Below are 23488 nucleotides of genomic sequence, written 5' to 3' on the forward strand. Positions count from 1 at the left end.
AATGGAGTTTGTTTGCCAGAAGAATGGAGAAGACAGAGATGGATATTGTTCAAGCTATCAATACTGTGCTTCAAACACGTCCGATTGGGATTGAATCAAGTACTCAATCTAAATTCAAAGAAGAAAAAACTCAATATCAGCAAGAACAGTCACAAGAAGTGGTTTTTTCCAAAGAAGAATTGCAAAAAAAAGTAGATGAAATAAATGAGTATGTTCTAGGCTTCAATGCACAATTTTCATTTAAAGTGCACGAAGGAACAGGGAGAACATTTGTACGGTTGATTGACATGCAGACACACGATATTATCAAAGAAATTCCACCAGAAAAAATGATGGATGTTGTCGCTGGAATATGGGATTTAATGGGTATTGTAGTAGATAGAAAGGAATGAGAGCATGGCAAATGATTTAAGTTTTATGGGATCGTATTCAGGAATTGATATGAATACCGTCGATTCACTAATCCAAGCAGAGTCAGGTAAGTTGGTTCAATATACCAATAAACAAGCTACTTTGACAACTGAGAAAACAGCTTGGAAAGACATTAATACCCGTTTGAGTAGCTTGTACGAAAAGCTAGGAAGTTTACAAGAAGATGCAACGTTTAAATCTAGAGCGATTACAAGTTCTGATACAAACAAACTAACTATTTCAGCAAAAACAGATGCTCAATTAGGGGATTATTCTGTTCAAGTCAATCGCTTAGCGACTTCAACGACGATGACTTCGGGATTAATACCTTCAGCAGCTGATAAGACAGTTATGGATGCGCTCGGCTTAGCGGGAGATTTTACAATTACTAATCAGGATTTTGATTTAGCTAAACCTGAAGAAAATACTTTTTCCATCGACATCAAAGTAGAAGATAGCTTAAAAGACATTGTTGGTAAAATCAATGAACAAACTAAACTATCAGGTGTCCAAGCAAAAATTATTGATAGACAAATTATTTTGACCGATACAAAAATGGGGAATCGTACATTTACTGTAGGAGGGGATCTTGCTGATGATTTAGGTCTAGACACAAATGCAACACTCATAAACGGCCAATCATCTGAGATAGAAATCGACGGGATAACCATTACGAAAGACACAAACACGATTGAAGATGCGATTGATGGGGTGACACTAACGCTTAAAGAGCTTAGCGAAGTGGGGAAACCTACGACTGTGACCGTAAAAGAAGATACAGCAAAAACCGAGAAAGCCATTCAAGATGTAGTCGATCAATACAATTCTATCTTATCATTTGTAGGAGATCAGCTGGATGTTGGCGATCCTTCGGCAGAAAAAAATAAAACGGGTGCTTTAGTCGGCGACAGCACATTGATGCGATTGGAAATGGGACTTCGGTCTTTGATGACGGCCAATGTGAACAATGGCAGTACTTCTGTGAAAAACATGTCTGATTTAGGTATTACAGTTGATCGAGCAGGCAAAGCTACGCTAGATTCAAAAAAACTCAAAGAAGCATTAGCCAATGATCCAGCAGCAGTAAAAAATCTTTTCTTCAATACCGAGGGAATAGAAACCGCAGTTGCAGGCGAACCGTTAGCTACCGTTGAAAAAGAAAACGGCATGGCTCAAAAAATGCGGTCATTGATTGATAGTTATATTTCTGAAAAAACAGGTATCATTGCAAATAAATCTACTACTTTTGAAAATGAAATCAAAGATATCAGTAAAAGCATTACGAGTTTTAACGAGCGCTTGGAGAAAAAAAGAACGAATTATATTGCGATGTTTACACGTTTAGATACGGTGATGATGGAAGCTGAGTCACAAATGGCTTATCTAAATAGCCAGTTCAATCCACCAAGTAAGTAATAGTTCTAAAAAAGGAGGTTTTATAATGACAACAAGTAAAGAATGGAGTCAGTTGCGGTCTGATTTGTTGGAAAAGATCTGGCAATCAGTAACCTCCTGGGATGGAACAACAGAAGAAGCCTTAAAAATTACGGAAAAGAATCAAGAAAATCTTTCACAATGGCAAAAAGTGACTAAACAAGTAGCTAATGAAGAACATTTGCCTTATACTGAAACCGAAAAAGAAAAACAGGTAGACATTTTAAGTTGTCAGCAAAACATTCTAGCCGCTATTACTAGTGAACGTTCACTAGTGATGTCACAAATGAAACAAATCAATCAAAAAAATAAAGTGCGAGACAATTATGTTTCCGTCCAACGTGAGCCGTTGTTTATCGATAAAGGATTGTAAAAATAAATGGTCATCTTTGATAAGGTAATTTGTGTAGATGACTGTTACATAAGTATCATCTGACTAACAAAAAAGGAGTGCCAATTAATGGATTATAGAAACGCATCAAATGTTTACAAACAAAACCAAATCTTAAACGCCACACCCAAAAAACTAGTTATTATGTTATACGAAGGTGCCATCAAAAACTTAAAACTAGCTGAACTCTCAGCAACGGACAAGAAAATTGAAGAAACCAATAATGCCTTAATCAAAGTTCAAAACATTATTCAAGAATTGATGAGTACCTTAGATTTTAAAAATGGTGGCGAAGTTGCCGAAAATTTAAACCAGTTATATGATTATTATATGACTGAGTTAATTAAAGCCAATCGTTCTAAAGATCCTGAAAGCATCAAAAACATCCGAGTGCCATTAGAAGAGTTACGCGATACGTGGATTGAAATCTAAAAAAAGAATTGTCGTTTTTTAGACACATTTAAGTTAGCTTTTTCAATTCCCTTTAAAACGTTGAATATACGGCGTTATCTTTGCTTTTTATAAAAGCGAAGATTTTTTTATTATTTTGATTAGTAAGCGCTTGATGGTAGTTAAAGGCTAAACAACAGTTTATTTGTTAAACTGTTGTTTAGCCTTTTTTTATTTTAGAAATAAAGCAAGAAAATAACTGAAAAATAAACAAACAAAAGTTATTGCTCAATGATTCTAATTCCGTTATACTAAATTCCGTGGAGGGGATACTGATCTTTACACAAAAAACCATACGTTATTTTAATATATATACATAACATATGTATTTTTTATTTTGGTAAAAGAATTGCTTTTCACGAGAATGGTTTATAGAACAAAAACTATTTTGCAATGGAGGACATAAAATGAGCAATTCTGCGTACAATCTTATCAAGAACGCGCTTGATGCAACTGAATTGAGACAACAAATGATTTCGAGCAATATTGCGAATGTCAATACACCTGACTATAAGGTCAATAAAGTTGATTTTGAAAACAGATTAGAAAAAGCCTATGATGGAATTGGAATGAAAAAAACGAACGTTCGACATATTGGGATTGGCAGTCCAGATGAAGTTCTGCCGATTGTGACAAAGAGGACAAACTCAATCGTGAAAGAAAATGGAAACAATGTGGACATTGATATGGAAATGACAGATGAAGCCGCAACGACAATCCAATACAATGCACTTGTTGCCCAACTAAATGCCAAATATTCGATGCTTTACAGTGCAATCACAAAATGATGAAACAATCTGGAGGACAAAACAATGTCTATATTTAATTCCTTACACATTAACGCGAGCGGCTTAGGGTTAGAACGGTTAAAACTAGATACGATTTCAACCAATATTGCCAACATCAATACCACCCGCACGGAAGATGGTGGAGCTTACATAAAAAAAGAAGTCGTTTTCGAAGAAAGTCTCAAGCAAGTGAACTCTTCTTTGACAGGCAATGTAGAGAAGAAAAGTTTTGGAGTCAAAGCAACTCAGATAGCAGAAAACGATGAAGGAATTGTGATAGAATACAATCCTACTCATCCAGATGCAGATGAAAATGGTTATCTGCAACTATCAAATGTCAATATGGCAGATGAAATGATCGACATGATTACAGCGCAACGTACCTATGATGCTAATGTCACAGCTATGAACGCCAGTAAAGAAATGTTGAAAAAAGCATTAGAAATTAGAATCAGTTAATAAGAAAAAATAAGCATAAAGGAGAATTTAAGTGAACATAGAAAAATTATCTGCTAGTTTATTAACTGGCGTCACTCAACCCGCTACACCAGGCATAAAGACACAAGAAACAACCGCATCAGGATCATTTGCAGGAATGATCGAGCAAGCAATGGGTAATTTGAATGACAAACAATTAGCAGCGGACCAAGCTGTTCAGAGTCTTGCAGCAGGAGATGCCGATAATTTACATACAGTTATGATTCGAACATCAGAAGCTCAATTAACGCTAGATTTAGCCTTACAAATTAGAAATAAAGGTCTAGAAGCCTATAACGAAGTGAAGAATATGCAATTTTAATGAGTGATTAAGGGAGCTATAGCACTAATGGGAAACTTTCAAAATACAATGAATGGAATCAAAGCAGGTTGGGCAGGGTTGGGTAGGCAAAAGCGCAATAGTTTAGTCCTTTTGTTGATCCTGATTACAGCATCCGTAATAGGATTAACCTACTACACACAAAAAGTAGAATACGCGACCTTGTTTTCCAATTTAGAAGAAACAGATGCAGGAATAATTGTAAATGATTTGAAAACGAAAAAAGTGAAATACAAGTTAGAAGATAATGGAACGACTATTTTGGTTGATAAAAGCCAAGTAGACACGTACCGAATTGATTTAGCGGTTAACGATATGTTGCCACAAAACTCAACGGGCTTTGAAATTTTCGATACGACGAGTATGATGGCAACGGATGAAGATCGAAAAATTATGTACCAACGGGCGGTAACAGGTGAACTGGAACGGTCTATTTCAGCACTGGACGCAATTGAAACCGCTAAAGTCTTATTGTCGATGCCAAAAGAAAGCGTGTTTACGAGTCAAGAAGACCAAGCAAAAGCATCTGCGAGCGTTGTCTTAACGACAAGTAACGGTCAAATTCCAGATAATTCGGCTGTCCAAGGAATTGCCTCATTGATTGCTGGAGCAGTTGAAAATTTGCCGAAAGAAAACATCAAGATAGTTGATACAAAAGGCAACTTGTTAAGTGCAGCCTTAGAAGACGATAGCAGCTTAAATGCAACAGATATGGTGAGCAAATACCAAGCAATTAAAAATAGATACGAACAAGAACTAGAAGAAAAGTTAACAGAAACATTGGGTCCGATTTTTGGAGCAGAAAATGTCAATGTCGCTGTGAGTGCAGATTTGAACTTTGATTCAATTCAAAAAGAAAGGGTGACTTATTCAGATGAACCGGTCTTAAGAAGTGAAACGGTTTCTGCCAGTGGTGGAACCATTGATGTGGCTGGGGGAACAGGAATTGATAATGTCATCAATGAAATCGTTGAAGGCGATGGCGATGTAAGTTCTTCTTACGACCGAACAGCTAATTATGAGTTGGATACAGAAACCACTAGCACAGCTAAAGCACCAGGGTCACTCAATCAATTGTCGACTTCTATTATTTTGAATCAAACATTAAGTCAAGCAGAAGAAGAACAAGTGCAAGAAATAGTTAAAACAACAATTGGATTTGTCGAAGAACGAAATGATCAACTAACCGTTCAAGGGATGGAATTTGCAAAGCCAACAGAAGACATCGTGCCGACAACTCCTAAAGAGATTATTGGCAATACGATTAAAGAGACTTTGCTAAAAGATTGGCCTTATTTAGCGGGCGGTTTGGGAATACTCTTATTGCTAATCGTCCTATTAACGGTTTTGATGAAAAAATCAAAAAATAGAAACGATGATGAGTTTGATTTCGAAGAAGTCACGAATGATAAAGCAGATGGCACGTTGAATAACGAATTAGAAACAATCAGAATGCAGAAATTGAAAGAGAAACAAGACAAACTAGCAAAAAGAGAACGAATGGAAAAAAGTGATCGAGAAGCCGCAGAATTAACGGAAGAGTTGAATCAAGCCATGTCTGTTAAGGAAAAAGCAGCTAGGGAATACGCGAAAGAGAATCCAGAAGCTTCTGCAGATTTGATAAAAATTTGGATGAAAGATGAGTAGGTGGGTATTGTGCAAGAAATAGATGGCATAAAAAAATCTGCAATATTGTTGATTTCCTTAGGGTCTGAAACAGCAGCGAAAATCATGAAAACATTACCAGATAGTTACATTCAAAAAGTTAGTTACGAAATCGCTAATATCGATTATGTAAAGCCAGAAGAACGAGATGCGATTGTCAATGAATTTATCGAATTATCACAAGCCAGAGAATATATGATTGATGGCGGAATTGATTACGCTAAAAACTTATTGAATATGGCTATCGGCCCTCAAAGAGCAAAAGAAGTAATCGACATGTTAAATCAGATTCAATTACGTGAAAGACCGTTCAATATTGCTAGAAAAGCGGATCCACAGCAGTTAACGAACTTGTTGTTAAATGAACAGCCACAAACAGTTGCCTTGATTTTGTGTTACATGCAGCCCGATAAAGCGGCGTTGATTCTATCTCAATTCCCATTGCATCTGCAATCAGAGATTGCTGAAAGAATTGGGACCATCACGAGTACGTCACCGGCCATTATTGAAAAGATTGAAAAAGTCATTGAAAATAAATTTTCAAATTATATTGAAAATGACATGGAAGCTGTTGGCGGAGTGAAAACATTGGTTGAAATTCTTAACTCGGTTGGTCGAAGTACAGAGAAAAATATTATTGGTGTCTTAGAAGAAAAACAACCTGAATTGGCCGAAGAAATTAAAGCCAGCCTATTCACCTTTGAAGATATCACAACCCTTGAAAAAGGCGATGTTCAAAAAGTTCTTAGAGAAATCGATAATGATGACTTGGCATTGGCGCTTAAAGGTGGATCTGATGAAATCAAAGAATTTATTTTTGCTAATCTATCAGAACGGGCAAGCGAAACACTCAAAGAAGATCTGCAGTTCATGGGACCTTCTCGTCTATCGGCTGTAGAAGAAGCTCAACAACGAGTGGTTTCTGTTATCCGTATGTTGGATGAGAAAGGCGAAGTTTATTTGAGAAGAGGAGAACAAGATGCCATCATCTCATAATATTATTAAACGAGGGCATTCTTTTTCAGAAGAACAAACCTCATTGATTCAAACAAAATTAGCGGTTCAAAAAGTAACAATTGTTCCAAAAGAAACGCTTAGTGAAGTTCAAACGGGTGTTAACTATGAAGAATTAGCAACTGTTAAAGCAGAGGTATCGGCTGTAAAAGCTCAAAAAGAAAAGTTGATTAAAATAGCTGAAGCAGAAGCAGAAGCTTTAAAATCGGCCGCTATTGAAAAAGGATTCGTTGAAGGACAAACAACGGGCTATGAAGCAGGTTATTCAAGCGGTTACCTTGCGGGGATGCAAAAAGCAGAAGAAGAAAGCATTAAAATGAAAGAAAACGTCCAACAGATGCTGGTGGAAGCAGAAGCCTTTGTTGAAAAGTATTACAAAGAACAAAAAGAAGCTCTATTAGATCTGGCAGGACATATGGCAGAAACCATTGTCCATACAACAATCGATACTTCTTCAGAGCAAATAATGGACTTAGTCAAACCCGTTATCCATCGATTGAGACGTGAAAATCAGCTAATTACCTTATCTGTTCGACCTGAACAAAACCAACTAGTTAAAGAAGCAGTTAGTGAGTTAGAAAAAGAACATCCAGAGATTCGTTTTGCGGTACTAACAGACAATACCCTCGATAAAAATGGCTGTACGATTGAAAGTGCTCATGCGATTATTGACTTGCAAGTGCGAAAACAACTGGATGCGATGTTGGCCGAGATGAAAGAGATGGAGTGAAACAACCATGTTTAGCCTACCTTTTGAAGCGTATCACAACGAATTAAATAAAAAAAATTACCACTTAAAATTGGGTAAGGTTAGTCAGGTAACCGGTCTCATAATCAAAGTTGAAGGATTAGATGCCTTTGTTGGCGAAGTTTGCGAGATACGAATCAAGTCTTCTAGTCGAATTGCTTTGAGTGAAGTGGTGGGTTTCGTAGAAGAGACGGTCTTATTGATGCCACTGGATGAATTAGATGGGATTGGGCCAGGCTGTTTGGTACGGCCGACAGGCAAAAGATTGAAAGTCGAAATCAGTGAAAAACTGTTGGGCAATACGTTAGATGGGTTAGGCCGCCCAATGGATGAAAACCTGAAAGTAGACGGCGTATTTTATGACGTTAACCGAAGTTCACCGAATCCTTTCAAACGAAAAAAAATCCAAGATGTGATTCCGACAGGTATTAGAGCCATTGATGGTACGCTAACCGTTGGTGAAGGCCAACGCATGGGCATCTTTGCCGGTAGTGGCGTTGGAAAGAGTACCTTGTTGGGCATGATGGCTCGTTACATTGAAGCCGACATTATTGTGATTGGATTAATCGGAGAACGGGGTAGAGAAGTTCTTGAATTCATTGAAAAAGATCTTGGGGAAGAAGGGTACAAAAAATCGGTTGTCGTTTGTGCGACATCGGATATGCCACCTCTTGTTCGTTTGAAAGGCGCGTCAGTAGCGACGACGATTGCGGAATATTTTCGTGACCAAGGGAAAAAAGTGGTCTTAATGATGGATTCCGTTACGCGGGTTGCTATGGCCCAAAGAGAGATAGGACTAGCGACCGGTGAGCCACCAACAACTAAAGGGTATACTCCTTCCGTTTTTACAACGTTGCCAAAGTTAATGGAACGAAGTGGTATGTCAGAAACAGGATCGATTACCGCCTTTTATACCGTTCTTGTTGAAGGAGATGATATGAATGAGCCAATTGCCGATTCTGTACGTGGAATATTGGACGGACACATTGTCTTGTCACGTAAAATAGCTTCTGAGAATCATTACCCTGCAATCGATATCCAAAATAGTATTAGTCGTTTGATGAAGGATATCACAACAGAAAAACACTACTTAGCAGCCGGCAGATTAAAAGAAAATATGGCTGTGTATGCCGATTCGAAGGATTTAATTGATGTTGGGGCGTATCGAACAGGAAGCAATCCTTCAGTAGACAGAGCGGTTCAATTAAATAGCCCGATAAAGAATTTCTTAAAACAAAAAGTGGATGATGAAATCGCATTTGAAGATGTAGTGGCATCATTAGATACCTTATTCAAAACGTCCCAAGTGAGCGGATAACCAATCAATCGGATAAACAAAGTAAGAGAGGTGTAAGTATTGAGTAAATTCAAGTTTTCAATGGAGAAAGTTTTGGATTGGCGTTCGGATACAGAAGAAACGAAGAAAAAAAATCTTGGAGATGCCGAGAGAGAAAAAGTTCAACAAGATTCTCTGCTAAAAGATATGATTCAAGAAAACATTAAGATAAAAAATGAAAGTTTAACCACAACTCGTATCGATATTTTACGTCGTCAAAACATGTATAAAGTGATGCTAGATGAAAGAATCATCCAGCAAAAAAACCAAGTGGAAATCGCAATAAAATCAGTTGAAACAGCTCGCTTAGAGTTAATGGAGGCCCACAAAGAAAAAAAGGTCATGGAAAAGTTGAAAGAAAAAGAATTCAACTTGTTAGCAAGTCAAGAAAAAAGTGAAGAACAAAAGCAATTGGATGAGATGGCTACTTTGAGTTATGGAAGAAGTTACTATTAAGTCGTGTCTAATTTAGTTGTAGAGTAATGGATAAATATACATAAAAAAACCAAATGAAAAGAGAAGGAAGGAGGAAGCCAGTTGGATCATCCGCTCATTCAATCATTAAAAGCGATGGATACTCATCCTGGGGATAAGAGTATAAAAAAAGAGCCTGTTTCTAAAGAGCAGTTTCAAACTCATTTATCTAAGGAAACTAAAAAGCAACTAGCAGAAAAAGAAACAAAGCTGACACCTAAAAAAAATGAAGAAAAAGACCAAAAAAATTTATCAGAAAAAGAAAAAGAAAAAGAATCAGTAATGGATGGTCTATTCTCAAGTTCCATTCTGACTGTTCAAAGCGGATTGTCTAAATCTTTAAAACTAAGCATACCTGAAGTGAAAGTAGAAATAATACAAGACATAACTAAGGGATACATAAAACCGACAGACGAGATTGCGATAGAAAAGGGACGGGAAGAAACCCTACCCGTTCAAAAACAAAATCAAAAACAAGTAATGGAACTGAACAAGCCGCCAATAGACCATACTGTAGAAAAAACCCCAACCCTTTCATTTGAAGAAGAAACAACTAATAAGATAAACGACAATAAGATAAACGACAATACGATAAACGAAAACAAAACAACTAGCACACAGACGAATCCAAACAGTTCTTTAGTAGCAACTGAGAGTGGAAAAGAAGCCTCCCTTCAACTAGTGGGAGAAGAAGGTGTTTCAAATAAAGGTACGGCTGAAGTAAATGCCACGAAAGAAGACTTAAATACCAAGGTGTTTGAAACCTTGACCAGCCCACGTTTATTAACAAAGGATTGGACTCAAGTCAAAAAGCCAATTGAAGCAGAAAAAGATGTTGAGATAGAACAGGTGCTATCTAGTGAGGCAAAGGATTCCAAGAAAACAGCCAATCAACTCGAAAGCGAGTCAGTTGTTATAAATAAGAATACCGCGATAGGAAATGAGAAAAGGGTATCAACAATCGGTGTTAATGAAAAAGAACAACTCATAGTCAAAAATGAGGACATGGACTCTAACGTTAAAATAGATACAGCAGTCGCTGTTCAAAAAAATACGAGTGAGCCCATTGTGACAAAGAGTAACAACCAAGACACCATAAGGCAAAAAGTCACATATGAAGTCAATCAACTTATTTCAAAAGAAATAGAGCAGGTTCAAACAAAAGGGCAATCCAGTGCTAAAGTGACACTTTCACCAGCGGGGATGGGGGATATTTCCATTTCTTTGGAATTAAAAGATCATGTGCTATCCACAAAAATCATTGTGGATAATATAAAAATCCAAGAACTACTAACTGGTGGTGTACCAAAATTATCTGATAATCTCAATCGACACGCCATCCAAATCGGCGAAGTAACCATTCAATTAGCGACGTCAGAACAAAATGACTCTCGTTTTGAGCAAAGACAACACAAAAAAGGGCAACAAACAAAAAGAAATATAACTAGGGGATCGTTTGCTGAAAGTGCGCCAATCAAAACAGCATCAGAAACAAATGGAAAAACAGGACGGTTGAGTATTTTAGTTTAGATAGATGAAGGAGGAAAGAAAAGGTGGATATTCCAAGTGATTTTCATATTGGTTCAGTGAAAAGCTTAGAACCAACTAAAAGTAAAGGCAATGAAATTACAACAGATGATTTTTTACAAATCATGGCCGCAACAATGAAAATGCCTGCTATGCCAGGTGGAAGTGAAGGTGGCGGTGGTAGTGGGGAAACAGACCAGCTAACCCAACTAGCGACATTTAATATGCTAGATCAACTATCTCAAATTTCGGAGAAAATGAATTCTAGTTTATTAATGAGTCAACAACAACAAGCCTTTAATTTGATGGGTAAAGAAGTAAAAGTGTTGGATGGAGAAGTTTTTGCAACGGGAGTGGTTGAAAAAGTCCGGTTTGATCAAGGATATGCAACCATTCAAGTCAATGGCAAAAATTTCTATTTGAATGATATTTTAGAAGCAAGCAATAAAGCATAAAGATAAGAACGTTTAACCAACAACTAAACAGATAGAGGCTAAAATGCCTAGAATCCGTAAAATGATTAAACGGATTAATTGAATGGAGGAAGCAACATGTTAAAATCTTTGTATTCAGGTGTTACTGGAATGAAAAATATCCAAACTAAAATGGACGTTATTTCGAATAATATTGCCAATGTTAATACGACTTCTTTTAAAACGGGTAGAGTTCGTTTTGAAGACATGATTAGTCAAACCAACGCTAGAGCTCAGACTGGAACAAATGCACAACAAGTAGGACTTGGCGTGCAAGTTGGCGCAATCGATACCGTTATGTCTGGTGGCTCATTGCAATCAACCGGTAGACCGTTGGACTTTGCGATTGAAAATGGCGATAATTCATTCTTTACTGTTAACGATGGCAAAGAAACTTTTTATACTCGTGATGGTGGTTTCTACCAAGATAATACCGGCAACTTGGTAACAAGTAGTGGGTTAAATATTATGGGATATGTCGCGGGAACGCCTGTTGCAAATGTGGGTGAGATCACAATGGATAAATTCGGTGCAACACCAAGTGCTATTGTTATCAAGCAGACTTTGCCTATTGATGGAAAAAACATCAGTTTACAAGATTACACCATCGATAAAGATGGTTACATTGTAGGAACATACAGCAATGAGAAATCTTATGTGTTAGGTCGTGTTGCTTTAACTAGTTTTTCAAATCCAGATGGACTAGAAAAACAAGGCGCGAACCTTTATGCGGAGTCAGCTAACTCAGGTGCTGCAGCGTTAGGTAACCCATCAGATCCAGGATATGGTTCTGTTCGTTCAGGATTTTTAGAAATGTCGAACGTCGATTTAGCCAATGAATTTACGGACATGATTGTGACAAGTAGAGCGTATCAAGCGAATTCAAGAAGCATTACCGTATCAGATACCATGCTAGAAGAATTGATTAACCTGAAGAGATAATCAATTAAAACTAATTTATCTCGAACAATTTTATTAGATTGTTCGAGTATCTGTTTTTTATTTACAGCAATAGAAATGAGGATAATAGATGATTGCTTTAACAGATATCTCAGGGAGAGAATTTTACTTAAATTGTGAATTAATCTATAGAATAGACCGTTCTTTCGATACAATTATCACTTTAACAGATGGAAAAAAACTGAGGGTTATAGAAAAAGAACCCGAAATTGTAGAAAAGGTAATTGCTTTTAAAAGAAAAATATATAACGGTTTTTCAGAGGGGGAACAATGAAAAAAAATATCGTACCAATAATCGGTTTTATCCTAGGGGTAGGTTTAATCGTCTGGTCCATTACTTCTTCGGGAAATATAAACAGTTTTCTAGACGCTCCGTCACTGATTATTACACTAGGTGGGTCATTTAGTGCCTTACTGATTAGTTACCCGTTAAAAACCTTGAAAAAAATTCCATCTGTTCTTAAAAACTTATTCATGAATCCTAACAAAGACTATGCAAAATTAATCGAAGTATTTTCTGATTATGCTAGAAAAGCTAGAAGCCAAGGCATTTTATCTATTGAGAGTGATTTAAAAGAGGAAGACAATGAATTAGTTGTTTCTGGTTTACAAATGGTTATCGATGGAATGGATCCAGAAAACATTCAAGAAATAATGGATATAAAAATAGATAATATTGAAAAGAGACACCGAGAAGGACAAGAGATTTTCTTTAAATGGGGAGAATTAGCTCCTGCTTTTGGGATGATTGGAACACTAATCGGACTAATTATTATGCTGGGTGAATTGGATGATCCAAGTGCTATTGGTGTAGGGATGGCAACAGCATTACTGACGACTCTTTATGGTAGTTTTATGGCTAATCTAGTGTTTTTACCGGTAGCCACTAACTTGAAATTGCAAACAGATAATGAAATGCAAATGTGTGAGATGATTATAGAGGGGATATTAGCGATTCAAGCAGGTCAAAATCCACGAATCATTGAGCAAAAATTAAAGAGTTATTTACCCGACGATCATCAAGAAGAGGTCTTAGAAAAATCTGGACAACTTCAGCGTGAGGAGCAGTAAAAATGGCGAGAAGAAAAAAAGCAGAACAGAAGGCCGAAAGTTCAGGTGGATGGATTGTAACCTATTCCGATTTGATGTCACTATTGCTGACTTTTTTTATCTTATTGTATTCGATGTCAAGTGTCAGTCAAGTGAAGTTTATGGAAGCTTCTCAATCGCTTCAAATGGCATTGAATGGAAAAAGTGGCGGCTCAACTATTTTAAATGAGACGACTTCAATTGTAAAAGAGCCACCAGCTTCTCCGACAGAAGAAGTCATCAATCCTGAAATAAAAGAATTATATGAAAAAGTAACCAATTATGTAGAAGAAAATGATATGACCTCGAAAGTATCGGTTGAAATGGACAAAGATGGCGTTTATGTTGATATTCAAGAGTCCGTTTTGTTTGATTCAGGGAGCGCAGATATTTCTGAACCCGGGAAAAACACCTTGCGTATATTAGCTGAGTTAGTGAATTCATTGAAAAATGACATAGTCGTAGAAGGCTACACGGATGATGTACCGATTAAAAATGCAAATTTTTCTAACAATTGGGAATTATCATCAGGCCGGGCCATATCAGTTTTACGCTATCTAAGTGAAAAAGAAGAGGTTGATCCTCATCGTTTATCGGCTAAAGGATATGGAGAATACAATCCAAATGTACCGAACAACACAGACGAGAATAGAGCGGTGAATAGAAGAGTAAATATGGTCATTGTTTACGATAGTCAGGAGGCAAAGCGATAAATGCAAAATAAATCATCTGAGAAAAAGAATGATGGTAATGAAAATAAAAAGAAAAAAAGATGGTTAGTTCCTATGATTATTATTGTTGTCACCTTAATTATTGGTGGCATCGTTAGTTTTGGTTTTACTTCAGGAAAAGCACAAGCTTTTGTTGAGAACTTAAAAGAAGAAAAAGAAGTAGAAATAACCGTGCCATTGGAAGAGTTTTTAATTAATTTAACTCCAGAAACAGGAAAAAAAGAACAGTTTTTAAAAATTGAATTATCAGTTTATAGCAGCGAGAAAGACTCACAAGAAGTGATTGATACTAAGATACCTCAAATCAGAAATGCCGTTATTAATGTATTAAGAAAACAAACGGCTGACACCGTTTTTGGAGAGGATCAAGAATTAATCGCTCTTAAGCAAGAATTGATTAGTCAGATAAATAAAGCACTGGGTAAACCTGTCATCAGTGACATATTTATTACGAATATTATCATGCAATAAAGAAAGTGAAAGGAAGCTGAAACATGGGATTGGGTGTAGGTTTAGGGTATGTGGTGAAAAGTATCTTTGCTTTAGTGGTGATTATTTTTATAGCCAACTATAGTCTGAAATATTTAAATACTTTTATGACAAAAAAAGGAAAAGCAATTCGTATTATTGAACGGACGTCAATCAATAAAAGCTCATCAATTTGTATCGTAGAAATAGCGGGTACGTATTATGTTATGAGCTTCACGGATACGCGTAATGAAATCCTTAGAGAATTGACAGAACTTGAAAAAGAAGCTGTTATCAAATCTCAAGAAATAGCTGAAAGTAACCAAGAATACCCTGATTTACTTAAGAGTAAACCTGTCCAAATAATGAAACAGCTTCAAACCCGGTACCAAAATTTTTATGAAAAGAGGAAATAAACTTGAAAAAAAAAGTGCTATTCAGTTTGTGCTTTGTCCTCTTTTTGGTTATCTTTAGTTTTCCACAAACTGTTTCAGCTGAGGGGCTCATTGATGGGTTGACTAATGCGATTGAAAACCAATCTGATGGAACATCAGATGTTGTTAAGTTATATGTGCTAATGGGTCTTCTTAGTTTGGCACCAACCTTTCTCATTTTAACAACGAGTTTCACACGAATTATTGTCGTTTTGTCCTTTGTAAGAAGTTCGTTAGGGACACAACAAAATCCGCCTAATTTAGTCTTAACAGGGATTGCTCTATTTTTGACATTTTTTATTATGCAGCCCATCTATTCCGAAGTATCAAATGAAGCATTAACACCTTACTTGAATGAAGACATATCCGGACAAGAAGCGTTTAAAAAAGCAGAAGTCCCGTTAAAAGAATTTATGTACAGACAAACAAGAGATGAAGATATCAAACTATTTTTAGATATTTCTGAAACCAAAAAACCAGAAGATTTAAACGAATTGCCTTTAACAATTGTGATTCCAGCCTTTGCTATCAGTGAATTGCGGACAGCTTTCAGTATCGGATTTTTAATTTTCATTCCTTTTTTAGTCATTGATATTGTTGTAGCGAGCATATTAATGTCGATGGGGATGTTTATGCTATCCCCAGTTATGATTTCGATGCCGTTTAAGCTTTTATTGTTCGTAATGGTTGACGGTTGGTATTTAGTCATCGAATCACTAGTTACAGGTTTTCAATAGGGGTGTAAAATGACAATAGTAAAAGTTTTAGATATTATCAGAGAAGCATTTATGACGATGATTGTTGTAGCTGGTCCAATATTGATCATTGCTCTTGTAGTGGGATTGTTGATTAGTATCTTACAAGCAACGACACAATTACAGGAACAGACGCTAAGTTTTGTTCCAAAAATTTTGGCTGTCGTGCTTTCGTTAATTGTTTTTGGTAACTTTATGTTAAATGCTTTGATTGGGTTTACCCAAAAAATATTCGAAATGATTGCAATGCTGTGATTGAGGAAATAACAGATCTTCAAATTCAAACAGCGCTATTGATTCTGATGAGAATATCAGCATTTTTCGTCATTAGTCCAGGATTTTCGATGAAAGGACTGCCAAACTTAGTTAAAATTGGCTTATCTGCTGGACTAACCATTGCAGCGTATCCAGTGACCGCAGCGTTAACATCAGAAGTATCGTTACAAATCTTTGCTCTATTAGCAATGAAAGAAGTCGTATTAGGTTTAGCTATCGGGTTTGTTACAAAATTAATTTTTGCTACTATTGAAATGGCTGGAAACTTTGTCGACTTTCAAGTTGGCTTTCAAATGGGAGCTGTATTTGACCCAGCTTTAGGCGTGAGTGCTTCTTATTATGGGAAAATCTATTACTGGCTGTCGATTTGTATCTTCTTTATCACTGATTTACATCACTTGGTATTAAAAACGGTGATAAAAACATTTCAGTACGTTCCGATAGAAAGCACGAATCTGGGAGGATTTGGTGTTGAAGGCATGGTGAAATTGTATGCGATCGTTTTTGAATCAGCTTTAAACTTGGCAGCACCGATGATTATTGTGGCACTGTTTACAGAGGTTGTATTAGGTTTGATTTCTCGAACTGTTCCTCAAATTAATGTTTTGATTTTAGGAATGCCTCTAAAAATTATATCCAGTTTCCTCTTTATTTTATTGTTATTGCCAACTTTATTAAACAATATTCAAACGACGTTGCCAATGATGATCAAATACATCAATGAATTTATCCAGTCGTTGCCGACAACGTGAGGTGAGAAAAGATGGCAGAAAAAGATGGCAAAACAGAAAAACCTAGTCCTAAGAAGATAAAAGATTCGAGAAAAAAAGGACAAATTGCAAAAAGCCAAGATTTAACTTCTGCTGTCACCTTTATTGTTTTTGTCGGATCTTCGGCGTTTTTAGGACCGTACATATTAAAGCAAGGATTTTTATACTTAAGGGCTTATTTTTCAGAGGGACTCATAGTAGGCGGTTTGGAAAATGATTTAGGCAATATCGGCATGAAGGCGATTGTATTTATTCTAGTATTGGCGGGACCTTTCTTAGCGATTGGGTTCGTTGCCTCACTTATTGCCAGTATGCTACAAACGGGTTTTCTTTTTTCTGCTGAAGCGATAAAGTTCGACATCAAGAAAATAAATCCAGTCAGTGGCTTTAAAAACATGTTTAGTAAAAAAACGATGTTTACCTTATTAAAAAATATTATGAAACTAGGATTAGTTTTTTTTATGGCCTACTTGATGATTTCGTCATCCATTAATCACCTTGTTAATGCAGGTAATATTGGCACGCGAAAGTTATTTTTTCTAGTTATGGAACTAGTGAAAAGTTTAGGTGTTCAATTAGGGATTGTTTTATTGGTGTTAGGTATCGCAGATTATATTTATCAAGTCTATGATTACCGTAACGGATTGAAAATGTCTAAACAAGATTTGAAAGATGAGTACAAGCAAAGTGAAGGAGACCCGCAAATTAAAGGCAAACGTAAGCAATTCCATAGACAAATGACTAGTGGGATGTTGGCAGATGTGGAAACAGCCACAGCAGTCATCACCAACCCCACTCATCTAGCTATTGCCATTCGTTATGACAAAAGTCAAGATGAAGTTCCAATCATTGTTGCTAAAGGAGCCGACTATCAAGCGGCTAAGATAAGAGAGCGGGCAAAAGAATCACAGGTTCCGATAATAGAAAATAAACCAGTCGCTAGAGCGATGTATCAATCAATCGAAGTGGGGCAACCTGTTCCAGTCGATATGTACCAAGCAATTGCTGAAATTTTGGCATTGGTTTATCAGATGGAAGAAATAAACAAGCATAAAATTTAAATGTGTTTTAAAGGATGAGGGGTCGAAGAAATGTTAACTGCTTTTATGGGGAAATTTGAAAAACTAACCAATTCATTGGATGTATTAATAGCCTTTTTTGTAGTAGCTATTTTAGGGATGATCATTATTCCATTACCACCTATCCTGTTGGATTTTATGTTAGTGGTCAACATTGCTTTATCCATTACTATTTTGCTGTTGACTCTTTTTTCTAAAAGCGTATTAGAATTTTCATCATTTCCAACCTTATTACTCATTACGACCATGTTCAGATTAGCGTTAAATATTTCTTCTACGCGTCTGATTTTGACAGTCGGTGAAGCGGGAGCAGTTATTGATACATTTGCTAATTTCGTAGCAGGAAACAATGTGGTAGTCGGGGCGGTTATCTTTATCATCATCGTCATCATTCAATTAATGGTCGTGACTAACGGTGCCAGCCGAGTTTCAGAAGTCTCCGCACGATTTACGTTAGATGCTATGCCAGGAAAACAAATGTCTATTGATGCCGATTTAAACTCTGGCTTAATCAATGAAGACACAGCTAAAAAACGACGGTCAGATTTAGAACGAGAAACACAATTCTTTGGCGCAATGGACGGAGCGAGTAAGTTTGTTAAGGGTGATGCCATAGCGGGTATTATCATTACGGTTATCAACTTGATTGGTGGAATTGTCATCCATACCGTTCAAAGCGATATGGGTGTTTTGGAAGCCTTGAACCAGTTTGGGAAACTAACCATTGGTGATGGCTTAGTCAGTCAGATTCCTTCTTTATTAATTTCTGTTGCGTCAGGGATATTGGTTACCCGTTCAGGAAGTAATACAGGCTTTGGTAGTGTAGTAGGAAAAGAATTATTTAGTTCACCGAAAGTGATGTTGATGTTATCGTCTATTTTGATTATGTTTGCCATTATTCCTGGTTTTCCGACAATCCCATTTTTATTATTAGGATTAGCAGCGGGTGTTAGCGGCTACTTGACAATGGAAAATGAAAAAAATCAACAAACCGAAGACCAAGAAGACGAAATAAAAAGTCAAGCGGCCTTACGTACGAGACAAGAAAGAACTGAAGAAGAATCCATCACTTCTTTTCAAGTGGACCCGATTTCAGTTGAGATTGGTTATGGGTTGATTCCAATTGCAGATGATGCGCAAGACAATAACTTGATGGACCACATTTCTAACATCCGCAAACAAAGTGCTCAAGAACTAGGGATTCTCCTTAGTCCAATCCGCATTCGAGATAATCTGCAACTAAAAGCAAATGATTACTTGATTAAAATCAAAGGAAACACAGTAGCCAAAGGAGAATTGTTCTTAGATAAATTCTTAATAGTTGATCCAGGCGAAACTGATTTTGATTTTGATGGCATTCCAACCAAAGAACCAGCTTTTGGCTTAGATGCGATGTGGGTAAACGAGTCGGATAAAGAAGCCGCAGACTTAAGAGGCTACACCGTCGTTGAACCATTAACAGTATTGGTTACACACTTGAAAGAAACACTCTACAAGTCAAGTTATGAATTGTTAGGCAGACAAGAAGTCAAACAATTATTAGAAGGCATTAAAGATAAATATGGGGTCGTTATTGATGAGTTAATTCCAGATATTTTGCGCCTTGGCGAAGTTCAAAAAGTCTTGCAAAACTTATTGAAAGAAAAGATCCCTATCAATGATTTAGTGACCATCTTAGAAACATTAGCAGACTATGGCAATACAACCAAAGAAGCAGAGTTGCTAACAGAACACGTGCGGCAATCATTGAATAGAACAGTCGTTAAACCTCACCTAGATGAAAATGGTACACTGCAAGTCGTTACGATCCTGCCAGACACAGAAGAAATGATTAGTCGCAGCATCCAAAAATCTTCTGCTGGATCGATTCCAGTCCTTCAACCAGATATGGTGACGAAATTATTTGATAGTATTACAGCGACCCATAATCAGTTGGTTATGAGAGGGACTCCGCATGTTTTATTGTCCTCACCTAAAATCAGACCGGCTATGAAAAACTTAATTTCATACAATTTTCCTGATTTAGCTGTCTTATCTTTAAATGAAGTTCCTAATGATGTGGTCATTGAGACCGTTGGAATGATTGAAAGCCAATAAACAGTCTATAAAAGAATCGCTCCATCAAATTTTCTGAATGAGGAGGAAAGCAGATGTATTATGAAAATAACCGAGAAAAAGAAATCATAAAATACCTGCCCTTAGTTGAAAAGGTGGTGAATGGGCTGACTATCAAACGCAGTGATTATGATCGAAGTGATTTATACAACATCGGTGTGATTGGTTTGATGGATGCTCTTGAAAAGTTTGATAAAACAAAAAAGGTGCCATTTGAAGGGTATGCTTACATCAGAATCAAAGGAACCATTATTGATGAAGTTAGAAAAACAGCACCTGTCTCGCGAACAAGACTGACCAGATTAAACGAGTATTACCGTGCGAAAGAAAAACTTGAAAAATCCATGATGCGAACACCGACAGAATTAGAAGTTTGTCAGGAATTAGACATCAATGAAAAGCAATTGTCTAAAATACACGAAACGGTTCATCAATTAGCGTCTGTATCTTTAGAAAAAACGATGTTTAGCGATGATGGCAATGAGAATGAACTGATCAATTTTTTAGAAGACAAACAAGTAATGGATACCCAAGAAGTATTAACCAATAAAGAACGCCAAGGATTGCTGACGGAGCATATCGGTCAGTTAGCTGAAAGAGAACAGATGATTTTGAATATGTACTATGTTGATGAATTATCATTGAAACAAATCGCGTACGTTTTTGATATATCCGTTCCACGCGTTTCACAAATTCATGGAAAAATAATAGTGAAACTAAGAGAGTCAATGAGGAGAGAATACGATGATTAGAAGTATCGATACGCTTAGCCGAAATTTTAATATCTTGCAAAAAAGACAAGAAAATATCAGTGCGAATGTTGCCAATATTAACACCGCAGGATATAAATCACAGGAATTAATCCAAAGTACGCTTGCTTCTAAGACAATGGTCAATCATCTAGGCGGACCTCAACTGGATCAGCAACAAAAACTAGGTGGGTTTACTTTCGGAAATCAACTGGATGAAGTCTACAAGAATTTTGAACCAGGTGCATTGAAAGGAACTTCTTCGCAAACAGATTTCGCTTTAAGTGGCAATGGATTTTTTACATTAGCTGGTGATGATGGCCAGACGTATTACACAAAAAATGGCCAATTTTTAGCAAACGAGAATGGCGAACTCGTTAATCAAGATGGGCACCGGGTGATGGGCAAAGATGCAAGTGGTCAACCAACACCTATCCAGATGAATGCAACGGACTTTTCAGTAGATAGTTCTGGCATGATTAATGGAACAGGTCTACAACTGATGTTAACAGAATTTGAAAACCCAGCAGCTTTAACGAGCATGGGTGGAACATTGTATACAGGACAAGGCGGAGCAGTGATGAATGGCGAGGGAACGGTTTATCAAGGAATGATTGAGACGTCAAATGTTAAAACGGTTGATGAAATCACCAATTTAATGCTTGTTTCCAGAGAATTTGGAGCTAATCAGAAAGCGTTAAGTGCAGCGGATGAAACCTTGAAAAAAGCCGTTAATGAAATTGGAAGAGTCTAGGAGGAATAAGAAGTGAGTATACCGTTAAGTATCAGTAAAAGTGGGTTAAATGCCATTCAAACATCGATGGATGCTTTATCAAATGATATAGCTAACGTCAATACAACAGGCTACAAATCAAAAAATATTCGCTTCAATGAGTTATTGAAAAATGATCTGAAAAGTGGAAATATTCTTTTATCAGATCAAACGCAAAATAGTGGCATCAATAGAGGCACAAAAAGTGCGTATACTACCATGAATCATACACAAGGCCCTCTTGTTTCGGATGCTAACCCGTATCATTTAGCGATTGAAGGAAATGGATTTTTTGGCGTAACGGATGCCAATAATCAATTTTATTTGACTCGTGATGGCGCTTTTCAATTAAATGGAGATAAATCGATTACAAATAGCAATGGCGATCGTTTAGCGATTGAAGCAGCTATTCCAGTTGAACAATGGCCTGAAGGGGACGTCAGTATCGATGAAAATGGCGATGTTCGCATTCAAACAGTCAATGAAAATACACTAGTCGGAAAAATTCCTTTATTTAATCCAGCCAACACAGACGCGTTGGTTTCAGTAGGTGAAAATAACTTTACATACAATGGAGATTTTTCTGAACAAGACGGCTCTATCCAACAGTATTACTTAGAGGGTTCAAACACTGATTTAGCTACAGCTATTACAGATATGATGCTAGCTCAACGGTCTTATTCTTTAAACATGAAAGTTGCACAAGGAACAGATGAAATGATGTCGGTCATCAACCAATTCAAACAATAGGCTGAGATAAACGGCTTTAATAGAATCAACTAAAATAATGGAATAAGCATAATAGTATTTTCTTATCACAATTCCCTTTTGGCAAATGCATTTATGATCGTAGGTTGACTCAAAAATGGGTCAGGAAAGAATTTGAGGATAGCATAGGTGATGAAACATGATTAAGTTGGAAAATGTAGAAAAAACCTATCCTAAAGGAGTAAAAGCACTCCGGGATATATCGGTAACGATTGAAGATGGAGAATTTGTTTATGTCATTGGAGCAAGCGGCTCTGGAAAATCTACTTTTGCAAAACTGCTTATCCGAGAAGAGAAAATGACTAAAGGGAAGATGATTGTTTGTGGATACGATTTAGCAAAAATAAAGAGTAAAGATATCCCTAAACTAAGACGCCAAATTGGAGTGGTTTTCCAAGATTATAAATTATTAGAAAATCGCACAGTCTTTGAGAATATTTCTTATGCGTTAGAAGTAATTGGAACAAATCAAGAAGAAATAAAATCTCGTGTAATGGAAGCGTTAATTCAAGTTGAACTTGAAGACAAGGCCGACCAAAAACCGACAGAATTATCAGGAGGCGAACAACAAAGAGTGGGAATTGCTCGTGCCATTGTTAATAAACCAAAAATTCTTATTGCAGATGAGCCAACCGGAAATTTAGATCCTAAGACTTCTCTAGAAATTATGCGGTTGTTTTATCGTATTAATCTAACCGGTACGACCATCATCATGGTTACTCATAATCGCACTATTGTTAACAAAGTACATAATCGTGTAATCGAAATTAAGAATGGTGCGCTTGTTGGGGATAAGTGTAAAAATAATGGGAGCTTGCAATACGACTATAGTTCAGGGGATTATATCCTTATTTGAAATTTGATTATATACCTAAATGATGCTGAGACAATAGTCTTGGCTTTTTTTGATATCGTGGATTGTAAGATTAAGCTATACAAATAAAAAAGCCATTCGTGATACACTCTAATTGTATTTCCAACCATAGAAAACAAG

At 36.7% G+C, this 23488-nt stretch carries 29 protein-coding genes; all 29 read left to right on the plus strand.

Annotated features, from left to right (window positions below):
• The first annotated feature begins 38 nt into the window (after positions 1–38).
• The 29 genes from BR44_RS09550 (at position 39) to ftsE (ending at position 23350) form a co-directional block, all read left to right on the plus strand.
• Positions 39–392 (plus strand): flagellar protein FlaG, encoded by a 354-nt coding sequence (locus BR44_RS09550; RefSeq protein ID WP_245592960.1) that lies wholly within the window; start codon positions 39–41, stop codon positions 390–392.
• Positions 393–396: 4 nt separating this feature from the next.
• Positions 397–1827 (plus strand): flagellar filament capping protein FliD, encoded by a 1431-nt coding sequence (gene fliD / locus BR44_RS09555; RefSeq protein ID WP_034552223.1) that lies wholly within the window; start codon positions 397–399, stop codon positions 1825–1827.
• Positions 1828–1852: 25 nt separating this feature from the next.
• Positions 1853–2218 carry a hypothetical protein gene (locus BR44_RS09560; RefSeq protein ID WP_051912682.1) on the plus strand — a complete coding sequence of 122 codons (366 nt, stop codon included), beginning with the start codon at positions 1853–1855 and terminating at the stop codon, positions 2216–2218.
• Between the two features lie 87 nt (positions 2219–2305).
• Complete coding sequence (gene fliS / locus BR44_RS09565) at positions 2306–2668, plus strand: flagellar export chaperone FliS (RefSeq protein WP_034552225.1); 363 nt, start codon at positions 2306–2308, stop codon at positions 2666–2668.
• 425 nt (positions 2669–3093) lie between these two features.
• A complete protein-coding gene (flgB, locus tag BR44_RS09570; protein WP_034552228.1) occupies positions 3094–3474 on the plus strand; it encodes a flagellar basal body rod protein FlgB in 381 nt (126 codons plus the stop codon).
• 24 nt (positions 3475–3498) lie between these two features.
• Positions 3499–3933 (plus strand): flagellar basal body rod protein FlgC, encoded by a 435-nt coding sequence (gene flgC / locus BR44_RS09575; protein WP_034552230.1) that lies wholly within the window; start codon positions 3499–3501, stop codon positions 3931–3933.
• 31 nt (positions 3934–3964) lie between these two features.
• Positions 3965–4273, plus strand: coding sequence for a flagellar hook-basal body complex protein FliE (gene fliE / locus BR44_RS09580; protein WP_034552232.1), 309 nt, complete (start codon positions 3965–3967; stop codon positions 4271–4273).
• A gap of 27 nt (positions 4274–4300) precedes the next feature.
• Complete coding sequence (fliF, locus tag BR44_RS09585) at positions 4301–5938, plus strand: flagellar basal-body MS-ring/collar protein FliF (RefSeq protein WP_051912683.1); 1638 nt, start codon at positions 4301–4303, stop codon at positions 5936–5938.
• A 9-nt stretch (positions 5939–5947) separates the two neighbouring features.
• Positions 5948–6952: a flagellar motor switch protein FliG gene (gene fliG / locus BR44_RS09590; RefSeq protein WP_034552234.1), complete on the plus strand. Its 1005-nt coding sequence runs from the start codon at positions 5948–5950 to the stop codon at positions 6950–6952.
• Positions 6936–7700 carry a FliH/SctL family protein gene (locus BR44_RS09595; RefSeq protein ID WP_034552236.1) on the plus strand — a complete coding sequence of 255 codons (765 nt, stop codon included), beginning with the start codon at positions 6936–6938 and terminating at the stop codon, positions 7698–7700. The genes fliG and BR44_RS09595 overlap by 17 nt, the downstream gene beginning before the upstream one ends.
• Positions 7701–7707: 7 nt before the next feature.
• Positions 7708–9036 (plus strand): flagellar protein export ATPase FliI, encoded by a 1329-nt coding sequence (fliI, locus tag BR44_RS09600; RefSeq protein ID WP_034552238.1) that lies wholly within the window; start codon positions 7708–7710, stop codon positions 9034–9036.
• Between the two features lie 39 nt (positions 9037–9075).
• Positions 9076–9510, plus strand: a complete 435-nt coding sequence (gene fliJ, locus BR44_RS09605; RefSeq protein ID WP_245592961.1) for a flagellar export protein FliJ — start codon at positions 9076–9078, stop codon at positions 9508–9510.
• An 81-nt stretch (positions 9511–9591) separates the two neighbouring features.
• Positions 9592–11058, plus strand: coding sequence for a flagellar hook-length control protein FliK (locus tag BR44_RS09610; protein ID WP_034552241.1), 1467 nt, complete (start codon positions 9592–9594; stop codon positions 11056–11058).
• Between the two features lie 23 nt (positions 11059–11081).
• Positions 11082–11510, plus strand: a complete 429-nt coding sequence (locus tag BR44_RS09615) for a hypothetical protein (protein ID WP_034552243.1) — start codon at positions 11082–11084, stop codon at positions 11508–11510.
• A gap of 96 nt (positions 11511–11606) precedes the next feature.
• On the plus strand, positions 11607–12470 hold the full coding sequence (locus BR44_RS09620; protein ID WP_034552245.1) for a flagellar hook-basal body complex protein: 864 nt from the start codon (positions 11607–11609) through the stop codon (positions 12468–12470).
• An 88-nt stretch (positions 12471–12558) separates the two neighbouring features.
• Entirely contained in the window at positions 12559–12762 is a 204-nt protein-coding gene (locus BR44_RS09625; RefSeq protein ID WP_034552247.1) for a flagellar FlbD family protein, read from the plus strand.
• Positions 12759–13559: a motility protein A gene (locus BR44_RS09630; protein WP_034552248.1), complete on the plus strand. Its 801-nt coding sequence runs from the start codon at positions 12759–12761 to the stop codon at positions 13557–13559. The genes BR44_RS09625 and BR44_RS09630 overlap by 4 nt, the downstream gene beginning before the upstream one ends.
• Positions 13560–13561: 2 nt before the next feature.
• Positions 13562–14290 carry a flagellar motor protein MotB gene (locus tag BR44_RS09635; protein WP_034552251.1) on the plus strand — a complete coding sequence of 243 codons (729 nt, stop codon included), beginning with the start codon at positions 13562–13564 and terminating at the stop codon, positions 14288–14290.
• A complete protein-coding gene (locus BR44_RS09640; protein ID WP_034552253.1) occupies positions 14291–14779 on the plus strand; it encodes a flagellar basal body-associated FliL family protein in 489 nt (162 codons plus the stop codon). It begins immediately after the preceding gene.
• Between the two features lie 23 nt (positions 14780–14802).
• A complete protein-coding gene (locus tag BR44_RS09645) occupies positions 14803–15192 on the plus strand; it encodes a flagellar biosynthetic protein FliO (protein ID WP_034552256.1) in 390 nt (129 codons plus the stop codon).
• The gene (gene fliP, locus BR44_RS09650; protein WP_034552259.1) at positions 15189–15947 is read left to right on the plus strand and encodes a flagellar type III secretion system pore protein FliP; all 759 of its coding nucleotides are present in this window, start codon (positions 15189–15191) and stop codon (positions 15945–15947) included. The genes BR44_RS09645 and fliP overlap by 4 nt, the downstream gene beginning before the upstream one ends.
• Positions 15948–15956: 9 nt before the next feature.
• Positions 15957–16220, plus strand: coding sequence for a flagellar biosynthesis protein FliQ (gene fliQ, locus BR44_RS09655; protein WP_034552262.1), 264 nt, complete (start codon positions 15957–15959; stop codon positions 16218–16220).
• Positions 16217–16993 carry a flagellar biosynthetic protein FliR gene (gene fliR / locus BR44_RS09660; protein WP_245592962.1) on the plus strand — a complete coding sequence of 259 codons (777 nt, stop codon included), beginning with the start codon at positions 16217–16219 and terminating at the stop codon, positions 16991–16993. The genes fliQ and fliR overlap by 4 nt, the downstream gene beginning before the upstream one ends.
• An 11-nt stretch (positions 16994–17004) precedes the next feature.
• Positions 17005–18072 carry a flagellar biosynthesis protein FlhB gene (gene flhB / locus BR44_RS09665; RefSeq protein ID WP_034552264.1) on the plus strand — a complete coding sequence of 356 codons (1068 nt, stop codon included), beginning with the start codon at positions 17005–17007 and terminating at the stop codon, positions 18070–18072.
• 30 nt (positions 18073–18102) lie between these two features.
• Positions 18103–20187: a flagellar biosynthesis protein FlhA gene (gene flhA / locus BR44_RS09670; RefSeq protein WP_156954950.1), complete on the plus strand. Its 2085-nt coding sequence runs from the start codon at positions 18103–18105 to the stop codon at positions 20185–20187.
• Between the two features lie 53 nt (positions 20188–20240).
• The gene (locus BR44_RS09675; protein ID WP_034552265.1) at positions 20241–20957 is read left to right on the plus strand and encodes a sigma-70 family RNA polymerase sigma factor; all 717 of its coding nucleotides are present in this window, start codon (positions 20241–20243) and stop codon (positions 20955–20957) included.
• Complete coding sequence (locus BR44_RS09680; protein WP_034552267.1) at positions 20950–21708, plus strand: flagellar hook-basal body protein; 759 nt, start codon at positions 20950–20952, stop codon at positions 21706–21708. The genes BR44_RS09675 and BR44_RS09680 overlap by 8 nt, the downstream gene beginning before the upstream one ends.
• A 12-nt stretch (positions 21709–21720) precedes the next feature.
• Positions 21721–22476 (plus strand): flagellar hook-basal body protein, encoded by a 756-nt coding sequence (locus BR44_RS09685; RefSeq protein ID WP_034552269.1) that lies wholly within the window; start codon positions 21721–21723, stop codon positions 22474–22476.
• A 157-nt stretch (positions 22477–22633) separates the two neighbouring features.
• Positions 22634–23350, plus strand: a complete 717-nt coding sequence (gene ftsE / locus BR44_RS09690; protein WP_034552271.1) for a cell division ATP-binding protein FtsE — start codon at positions 22634–22636, stop codon at positions 23348–23350.
• Positions 23351–23488: the final 138 nt, after the last annotated feature.

The organism is Carnobacterium funditum DSM 5970, assembly GCF_000744185.1.
Taxonomy (GTDB): domain Bacteria; phylum Bacillota; class Bacilli; order Lactobacillales; family Carnobacteriaceae; genus Carnobacterium_A; species Carnobacterium_A funditum.

What these genes read in the sequence shown, in the direction of transcription:
- fliF (WP_051912683.1), top strand. Translation starts at nt 4,301, where the DNA reads ATGGGAAACTTTCAAAATACAATGAATGGAATCAAAGCAGGTTGGGCA.
- BR44_RS09645 (WP_034552256.1), top strand. Translation starts at nt 14,803, where the DNA reads ATGGGATTGGGTGTAGGTTTAGGGTATGTGGTGAAAAGTATCTTTGCT.
- fliS (WP_034552225.1), top strand. Translation starts at nt 2,306, where the DNA reads ATGGATTATAGAAACGCATCAAATGTTTACAAACAAAACCAAATCTTA.
- BR44_RS09630 (WP_034552248.1), top strand. Translation starts at nt 12,759, where the DNA reads ATGAAAAAAAATATCGTACCAATAATCGGTTTTATCCTAGGGGTAGGT.
- BR44_RS09620 (WP_034552245.1), top strand. Translation starts at nt 11,607, where the DNA reads ATGTTAAAATCTTTGTATTCAGGTGTTACTGGAATGAAAAATATCCAA.
- BR44_RS09560 (WP_051912682.1), top strand. Translation starts at nt 1,853, where the DNA reads ATGACAACAAGTAAAGAATGGAGTCAGTTGCGGTCTGATTTGTTGGAA.
- BR44_RS09680 (WP_034552267.1), top strand. Translation starts at nt 20,950, where the DNA reads ATGATTAGAAGTATCGATACGCTTAGCCGAAATTTTAATATCTTGCAA.
- BR44_RS09595 (WP_034552236.1), top strand. Translation starts at nt 6,936, where the DNA reads ATGCCATCATCTCATAATATTATTAAACGAGGGCATTCTTTTTCAGAA.
- BR44_RS09640 (WP_034552253.1), top strand. Translation starts at nt 14,291, where the DNA reads ATGCAAAATAAATCATCTGAGAAAAAGAATGATGGTAATGAAAATAAA.
- ftsE (WP_034552271.1), top strand. Translation starts at nt 22,634, where the DNA reads ATGATTAAGTTGGAAAATGTAGAAAAAACCTATCCTAAAGGAGTAAAA.
- fliI (WP_034552238.1), top strand. Translation starts at nt 7,708, where the DNA reads ATGTTTAGCCTACCTTTTGAAGCGTATCACAACGAATTAAATAAAAAA.
- flgB (WP_034552228.1), top strand. Translation starts at nt 3,094, where the DNA reads ATGAGCAATTCTGCGTACAATCTTATCAAGAACGCGCTTGATGCAACT.
- flgC (WP_034552230.1), top strand. Translation starts at nt 3,499, where the DNA reads ATGTCTATATTTAATTCCTTACACATTAACGCGAGCGGCTTAGGGTTA.
- BR44_RS09675 (WP_034552265.1), top strand. Translation starts at nt 20,241, where the DNA reads ATGTATTATGAAAATAACCGAGAAAAAGAAATCATAAAATACCTGCCC.
- BR44_RS09625 (WP_034552247.1), top strand. Translation starts at nt 12,559, where the DNA reads ATGATTGCTTTAACAGATATCTCAGGGAGAGAATTTTACTTAAATTGT.
- BR44_RS09550 (WP_245592960.1), top strand. Translation starts at nt 39, where the DNA reads ATGGATATTGTTCAAGCTATCAATACTGTGCTTCAAACACGTCCGATT.
- flhB (WP_034552264.1), top strand. Translation starts at nt 17,005, where the DNA reads ATGGCAGAAAAAGATGGCAAAACAGAAAAACCTAGTCCTAAGAAGATA.
- fliQ (WP_034552262.1), top strand. Translation starts at nt 15,957, where the DNA reads ATGACAATAGTAAAAGTTTTAGATATTATCAGAGAAGCATTTATGACG.
- BR44_RS09635 (WP_034552251.1), top strand. Translation starts at nt 13,562, where the DNA reads ATGGCGAGAAGAAAAAAAGCAGAACAGAAGGCCGAAAGTTCAGGTGGA.
- fliD (WP_034552223.1), top strand. Translation starts at nt 397, where the DNA reads ATGGCAAATGATTTAAGTTTTATGGGATCGTATTCAGGAATTGATATG.
- flhA (WP_156954950.1), top strand. Translation starts at nt 18,103, where the DNA reads ATGTTAACTGCTTTTATGGGGAAATTTGAAAAACTAACCAATTCATTG.